Origin of the sequence: Thermococcus celericrescens, assembly GCF_001484195.1 — an archaeon.
GTDB lineage: Archaea > Methanobacteriota_B > Thermococci > Thermococcales > Thermococcaceae > Thermococcus > Thermococcus celericrescens.
On sequence record NZ_LLYW01000036.1, the window covers coordinates 22,594 to 29,268 of the forward strand.

Annotated in this window: 7 protein-coding genes; all 7 read left to right on the forward strand. The window is 58.6% G+C overall.

Going from position 1 to position 6,675, the window contains the following annotated elements; translation table 11 throughout:
* Positions 1 to 1,980: a V-type ATP synthase subunit I gene (locus tag APY94_RS10490; protein ID WP_058939582.1), complete on the forward strand. Its 1,980-nt coding sequence runs from the start codon at positions 1 to 3 to the stop codon at positions 1,978 to 1,980.
* Between the two features lie 15 nt (positions 1,981 to 1,995).
* Entirely contained in the window at positions 1,996 to 2,484 is a 489-nt protein-coding gene (locus tag APY94_RS10495; RefSeq protein WP_014788773.1) for a V-type ATP synthase subunit K, read from the forward strand.
* A 37-nt stretch (positions 2,485 to 2,521) separates the two neighbouring features.
* Complete coding sequence (locus tag APY94_RS10500) at positions 2,522 to 3,133, forward strand: V-type ATP synthase subunit E (RefSeq protein ID WP_058939583.1); 612 nt, start codon at positions 2,522 to 2,524, stop codon at positions 3,131 to 3,133.
* Positions 3,134 to 3,138: 5 nt separating this feature from the next.
* Positions 3,139 to 4,239, forward strand: a complete 1,101-nt coding sequence (locus APY94_RS10505) for a V-type ATP synthase subunit C (protein ID WP_058939584.1) — start codon at positions 3,139 to 3,141, stop codon at positions 4,237 to 4,239.
* On the forward strand, positions 4,236 to 4,544 hold the full coding sequence (locus APY94_RS10510) for a V-type ATP synthase subunit F (protein WP_058939585.1): 309 nt from the start codon (positions 4,236 to 4,238) through the stop codon (positions 4,542 to 4,544). The genes APY94_RS10505 and APY94_RS10510 overlap by 4 nt, the downstream gene beginning before the upstream one ends.
* Positions 4,545 to 4,550: 6 nt before the next feature.
* Positions 4,551 to 6,308, forward strand: coding sequence for an ATP synthase subunit A (locus APY94_RS10515; protein ID WP_058939586.1), 1,758 nt, complete (start codon positions 4,551 to 4,553; stop codon positions 6,306 to 6,308).
* A gap of 5 nt (positions 6,309 to 6,313) precedes the next feature.
* The coding region (locus tag APY94_RS10520; RefSeq protein WP_281176037.1) for an HAS-barrel domain-containing protein at positions 6,314 to 6,675 on the forward strand (362 nt) is incomplete at its 3' end.

Genomic DNA, 6,675 nt, shown 5'->3' on the forward strand with positions numbered 1-6,675 from the left:
ATGTTCAAGCCTGAAGAGATGGTCAAAATAGAGGTCATCACGCTCAACCGCTACAAGGACAGTCTTCTCACCTACCTCCACGAGAACGGCGTGATCGAGATAAGGGAGCTCAGCGTTGACGTGGCCCAAAAGGACTCGCCGAACGAGTACCACAGGAAGGCCGCCTCGTACAGCATAACCATATCCCGGCTCGTCGATTTTCTCAAGGCGTATAAGAAGCAGACCGGGGGCGGCATAAGGGAGTTCATCTTCCCGAGTGAGAGGGCGAAGAAGAAGTACCGGTACGAGGGAGTGGAGAAGCTCATCAAGGACGTTGAGGCGTTCCTGGCCACGGTCGAGCCCGAGATAAAGGCGGTTGAGGGCAAGATAACCTCCACCCAGACCGAGATCGAGAGGATAAAGAACGACATCGCGATTCTTGAGCTGCTCTCCGCGCTCAACCTCGACGTTTCGTACCTTAAATCAACGGGCATGCTCGAGATAATCGTAGGAACCGTTGACAGGAACAAGTTCAGGCCCCTCGTTGAGGAGGTCGAGAAGGCCACCGATGGAAGGGCCGTCGTCGTCTCCAAGGAGTTCAAGGACAAGGTTCTGGCGGTCTTCGCTTTCCTCAAGCGCGACTACGAGAAGGCCAACCCGATACTCGCCAAGTACTCCCTCGAGAGGCTCGAGGTTCCCGCGGGGGAGGGAACGCCGAAGGAGCTCATAGCGGTTTACGAGGAGAAGCTCCGCGCCAAGGAGCAAGAGCTTGAGAGCGCCAAGAGAGATGCCGAGATGCTGGCAGAGAAGTACTACGACGACGTCGTCTTCTACCAGGAGCTGATGGAGAACGAGCGCGACAAATCCACGGTGCTTCCGATGCTCGCCAGAACCAACATGACGTTCGCCCTCGTCGGCTGGCTCCCCAGGGCCGATGTCCCCAGGGTTCTCGAGGGAATAAAGAGGGTTACCGAGAACAAGGCCTACATCAACGTCCGCGAGCCGAGTACGGAGGAGCTCGACGAGATTCCGATAAAGCTCAGGAACCCCGGCTGGGCCAGGCCCTTCGAGATGCTCACCGAGATGTACGGCGTTCCCAAGTACGACGAGATAGACCCGACTCCGATAATAACCTTCACCTACTCGTTCTTCTTCGGATTCATGCTCACCGACTTCATGTACGGTCTCATCATAGCCATAATCGCGGCGCTCCTCGTCAAGGGACACAGGAAGTTCAACGACGGCACCTACAAGTTCTCCTACACACTGCTCATCAGTTCGTTCTTCACCATGATTATGGGCGCCATCTTCGGCAGCTACTTCGGCAACGCCCTCGACCTCGCTGGATTCACCGTCCCGCGCGTCTGGGACACCTTCCAGGATGCCCTCGTGGTGCTCCAGCTCGCCCTCGCGATAGGCATAGCCCACCTCTTCCTGGGCTACACCCTGGGCTTCGTGGTCAAGTTCAAGAACGGCGACAGGAAGGGCGCCCTGTTCGACCAGCTGTCATGGATGCTCATAATCCTCGGCATAGTCACTTTCGTGCTCGGAAGCAACAGCCCGGCCGGTGCCATGGCCGCAAAGGGCCTCTTTGGAGTGGGCCTCGTCCTCTTCGCGATAGGGGAGATAGTCAACAACGGCGGGCTGGCGGTGCTGCTGATAATCTCGGACTTCTTCGGCTTCGTGGGAAGCTGGCTCAGCTACGCGAGGCTGATGGCGCTGGCCCTAGCGACGGCAGGAATAGCAATGGTCATCAACATCCTCGTGCAGATGGTCTGGGGTGTAAGCATAGGCCCCGTTCCGATAGGCATAGTCATAGGTCTCATACTCTTTGCCGGCGGCCAGCTGTTTTCGGTCGCCATCAACGCCCTCGGAGCGTTCGTCCACTCGCTCCGTCTCCAGTACGTTGAATTTTTCGGTACGTTCTATTCAGGTGAAGGTAAACCCTTCGAGCCCTTCAGGGCAAAAAGAGAAGTGTCTGAGTTGGAGTTTGAAGCTTAAGGAGGTGCATGAAAGATGGACCCGATAGTTTACGTATCCCTTGGTGCGGCCCTTGCGGCCGGTCTCGCCGGAGCCGCTTCGGCCTTCGGTGTTGGTATAGCAGGTGCAGCAGCGGCAGGAGTCGTCGCCGAGGATGAGAAGAACTTCAAGAACGCCCTCATCCTTGAGGGTCTTCCAATGACCCAGAGTATATACGGCCTCATTACCCTGTTCCTCATCCTGATGGTCTCGGGAATCCTCGGTGGCGGCTTCAAGTTCACCGACCCGACCAACATGGACAACATCGTTAAGAGTGCCATACTCCTCGGTGCCGGTCTCGTGGTTGGTCTCACCGGCCTCTCGGCCATCCCGCAGGGTATCATCGCCAGCGCCGGTATCGGTGCCGTCGCCAAGAACCCGAAGACCTTCACCCAGGGAATCATCTTCGCCGCTATGGCCGAGACCATGGCCATCTTCGGTCTCGTCGGTGCCCTGATCATGATAGTTACCGGAGTCGGCTTCTGACTCCGCCAACTTTCTTTAATTCCAAGGAGGAAGGAGAATGGAAGGGGCAGAGCTGATCATTCAGGAGATAAACAGGGAAGCGGAGCAGAAGATACAGTACATCCTCAAGCAGGCCCAGGAAGAGGCAGAGAAGATCAAGGCCGAGGCGAGAAAGAGGGCCGAGGCGAGGGCCGACTGGATACTCAGGAAGGCCAAGACCCAGGCCGAGATAGAGAGGCAGCGCATAGTGGCCAACGCCAGGCTCGAGGTCAGGAAGAAGCGCCTTCAGGTTCAGGAGGAGCTCATCCAGGAGGTCATTACCGCGCTTCGTGAGAGGCTTGCGGAGCTTCCCGACGAGGAATACTTCCCGATGCTCGTTGACCTTGCGGTTCAGGCGGTTGGGGAGCTCGGTTCCGAGAGCGTCGTCGTTCGCTCCAACGAGAGGACTCTGAAGCTCCTCTCAGAGAGGGCCGATGAGTTCAGAAAAGCCCTCGGCGAGAGGCTCGGCAGGGAGATCGAGGTGAGCCTTGGGGAGCCGGTCGGCACCATAGGCGGCCTCGTCGTTGAGACCCCCGACGGCGCCGTCAGGGTTAACAACACCTTCGAGGCCAGGATAGAGAGGTTTGAAGGCGAGCTCAGGGCGGAAATAGCCAAGGCTCTATTCGGGTGAGGGCGATGGAACCAGGAGCGGTGAGCGGAATACTGGACACTACCCTTGCAGTGGTGTTCACGTGGGTGGGATACAAAACGGCCAGAATAATCTGGAAATACACCCCCTACTCTTACCCCAACGCCAGGATAAGGGCGATGGAGGCGAAGCTCCTCACCGAGCAGAGGTTCAACGAGCTGGCGGAGAGCAGGACGCTCCAGAACTTCGTCGTCGGTCTTGAGGACACCGACTACAGGGATTACTTCGCCGATCTCTCCAGCTACGACGTTGAATCCATAGAGAGGGCCCTGGAGAGAGCCCTGGCTGGAACCTATGAGCTGATGATTAAAATCCTCCCGAAGAGGTCCGCTCCCTTCTTCAGGCTCATGCTTGAGGAGTGGGACGTCAGGAACGTGGCGAGCGTCGTCAAGGCCAAGCTGGCAGGAGAGCCGGCGGCGGACTACGTCATCGAAATCGGAACCATGCTCCCGAAGATCAATGCCATCGCAGGGGCCAAAACCATGGAGGAGATACTCGTCGTGCTAGAGGGTACCCCCTACGAGGAGCCTTACCAGAAGCTCATCCTCGGGGAGATAACCCCCAGGGAGTTTGAGACCGAGCTCTACAGGATGCACTACGGTAAGCTGCTCAGCTACGCCCTCTCCAGGAAGGAGGATGAACGCGTCATCCTTGAAGAGTTCATCAGGCTGAAGATAGACAAACTGAACATCCTCACAGTCCTCAGGGCCAAGGTCGCTGGAATGCCCGCTGAGGAGATCAGGCCCATGCTCATACCCGGCGGAAGCGTCAGGCTCGACCCACTCCTGCACGTGGACGACCTCGGCATGGCACTGGCGGAGCTGGACTCTACCAAGTACGGCCCGGTCATCAGGGACGTCAGGGAGGATGTCGAGAGGGATCTGAGCGTCCTCGAGAGGGCCCTCGAGAGGCACATCCTCACGCGGGTGAACGAGTTTAACAGGTTCTACCCGCTCAGCGTGGCCGCACCGCTCGGCTACGTCCTTCAGAAGGAGCGTGAGGTCAGGAAGCTCAGGGCCATAGCCAAGCTCATCAGCGACGGCCTCGAGCCAGAGAGGATAAAGGAGATGGCGGGTGATGCCACATGAAGATAGCCGTGCTCGGGGACAGGGACACGGCGCTGGGGTTCAGACTCGCCGGCGCCCATGAGGTTTATTCCTTTGAGGACACGCCTCTCGAGATTGAGAGGCTCAGGAACAAGCTCAGGGAGCTTATCGAGAGGGGCGACGTGGGAATAATACTCATAACGGAGAGGTTCGCCCAGAAGGTTGAGATACCCGAGGTTACGCTTCCGATCATCCTTCAGGTGCCGGACAAGTCCGGCTCTAGGTTCGGCGAAGAGGCGATTAAGGAGATAGTTAGGAGGGCAATTGGTGTTGAGCTGAAGAGGTGAAAGGAAATGGGAAGGATAATTCGTGTTACGGGTCCCCTGGTCGTCGCCGACGATATGAAGGGCTCCAAGATGTACGAGGTCGTTCGCGTCGGCGAAATGGGTCTCATAGGAGAAATCATCCGCCTTGAGGGTGACAAGGCTGTTATCCAGGTCTACGAGGAGACTGCAGGTATAAGACCGGGTGAGCCGGTCGAGGGAACCGGTGCCTCCCTGAGCGTTGAGCTCGGTCCCGGACTGCTCACCGCCATGTACGACGGAATTCAGAGGCCGCTTGAGGCCCTCAGGGACCTCAGCGGAGACTTCATAGCCAGAGGTCTCACCGCCCCGGCCCTTCCGAGGGACAAGAAGTGGCACTTCACGCCCAGGGTCAAGGTCGGCGACGGGGTTGTCGGCGGCGACGTGCTCGGTGTCGTTCCCGAGACGAGCATCATCGAGCACAAGATACTCGTTCCCCCGTGGGTGGAGGGTGAGATAGTCGAGATAGCCGAGGAGGGCGACTACACTGTTGAGGAGGTCATAGCTAAGGTCAAGAAGCCGGACGGGAGCATCGAGGAGCTCAAGATGTACCACAAGTGGCCCGTCCGTGTTAAGAGGCCCTACAAGAACAAGCTCCCGCCGGAGGTTCCGCTCATCACCGGACAGAGGACCATAGACACCTTCTTCAGCCAGGCCAAGGGTGGAACCGCCGCCATTCCTGGCCCGTTCGGAAGTGGAAAGACCGTTACCCAGCACCAGCTCGCCAAGTGGAGTGACGCCCAGATCGTTGTTTACATAGGCTGCGGTGAGCGCGGAAACGAGATGACCGACGTCCTTGAGGAGTTCCCGAAGCTCAAGGACCCGAAGACCGGAAAGCCGCTCATGGAGAGGACCGTTCTCATAGCCAACACCTCGAACATGCCCGTCGCTGCCCGTGAGGCTTCAATCTACACCGGAATCACCATCGCCGAGTACTTCAGGGACATGGGCTACGACGTGGCCCTGATGGCCGACTCGACGAGCAGATGGGCCGAGGCTCTCCGTGAGATTTCGGGTCGTCTCGAGGAGATGCCGGGTGAGGAGGGTTACCCGGCCTACCTCGCGAGCAAGATCGCCGAGTTCTACGAGCGTGCCGGCCGTGTCGTGACCCTCGGAAGCGAGGAGAGGGTAGGAAGCGTTTCGGTCATAGGTGCAGTTTCGCCGCCCGGTGGAGACTTCAGCGAGCCGGTCGTTCAGAATACCCTCCGTGTTGTCAAGGTCTTCTGGGCGCTCGATGCAGACCTTGCTCGTAGGAGGCACTTCCCGGCCATCAACTGGCTCAGGAGCTACTCGCTCTACGTCGACGCTATCAAGGACTGGTGGCACCAGAACGTTGATCCGGAATGGAAGGCCATGCGCGACAGGGCCATGGAGCTTCTCCAGAAGGAGGCCGAGCTCCAGGAGATCGTCAGGATCGTCGGTCCTGATGCCCTCCCGGACAGGGAGAAGGCGGTGCTCATCGTCACCAGGATGATACGTGAGGACTACCTCCAGCAGGACGCCTTCGACGAGGTTGACACCTACTGCCCGCCGAAGAAGCAGGTCACCATGCTCAGGGTTATCCTCAACTTCTACGACAAGACCATGGAGGCCGTGGACAGGGGCGTTCCGGTTGACGAGATAGCCAAGCTCCCCGTCAGGGAGAAGATAGGCCGTATGAAGTACGAGCCCGAGCTTGAGAACGTCAGGGCTCTCATGGATGAGACGAACGCTCAGTTTGAGGAGCTCTTCAAGAGGTACGGGGCGTGATGTCGATGCCGGGAATGGAGTACTCAACCGTTAGCAAGATTTACGGACCGCTCATGATCGTCGAGGGTGTCAAGGGCGTCGCCTACGGTGAGGTCGTTGAGATAGAGACCGAGGGCGGAGAGAAGAGGAAGGGACAGGTCCTCGAGGCAAGGGAGAACCTTGCCATCGTCCAGGTCTTCGAGGGAACGAGAGACCTCGACGTCAAGACAACCCGCGTCCGCTTCACCGGAGAGACCCTCAAGGTTCCGGTCAGCATGGACATGCTCGGAAGGGTCTTCAACGGTATCGGAAAGCCGATCGACGGCGGACCGGAGATCATCCCAGAGGACAGGCGCGACGTCCACGGTGCGCCGCTCAACCCGGTCGC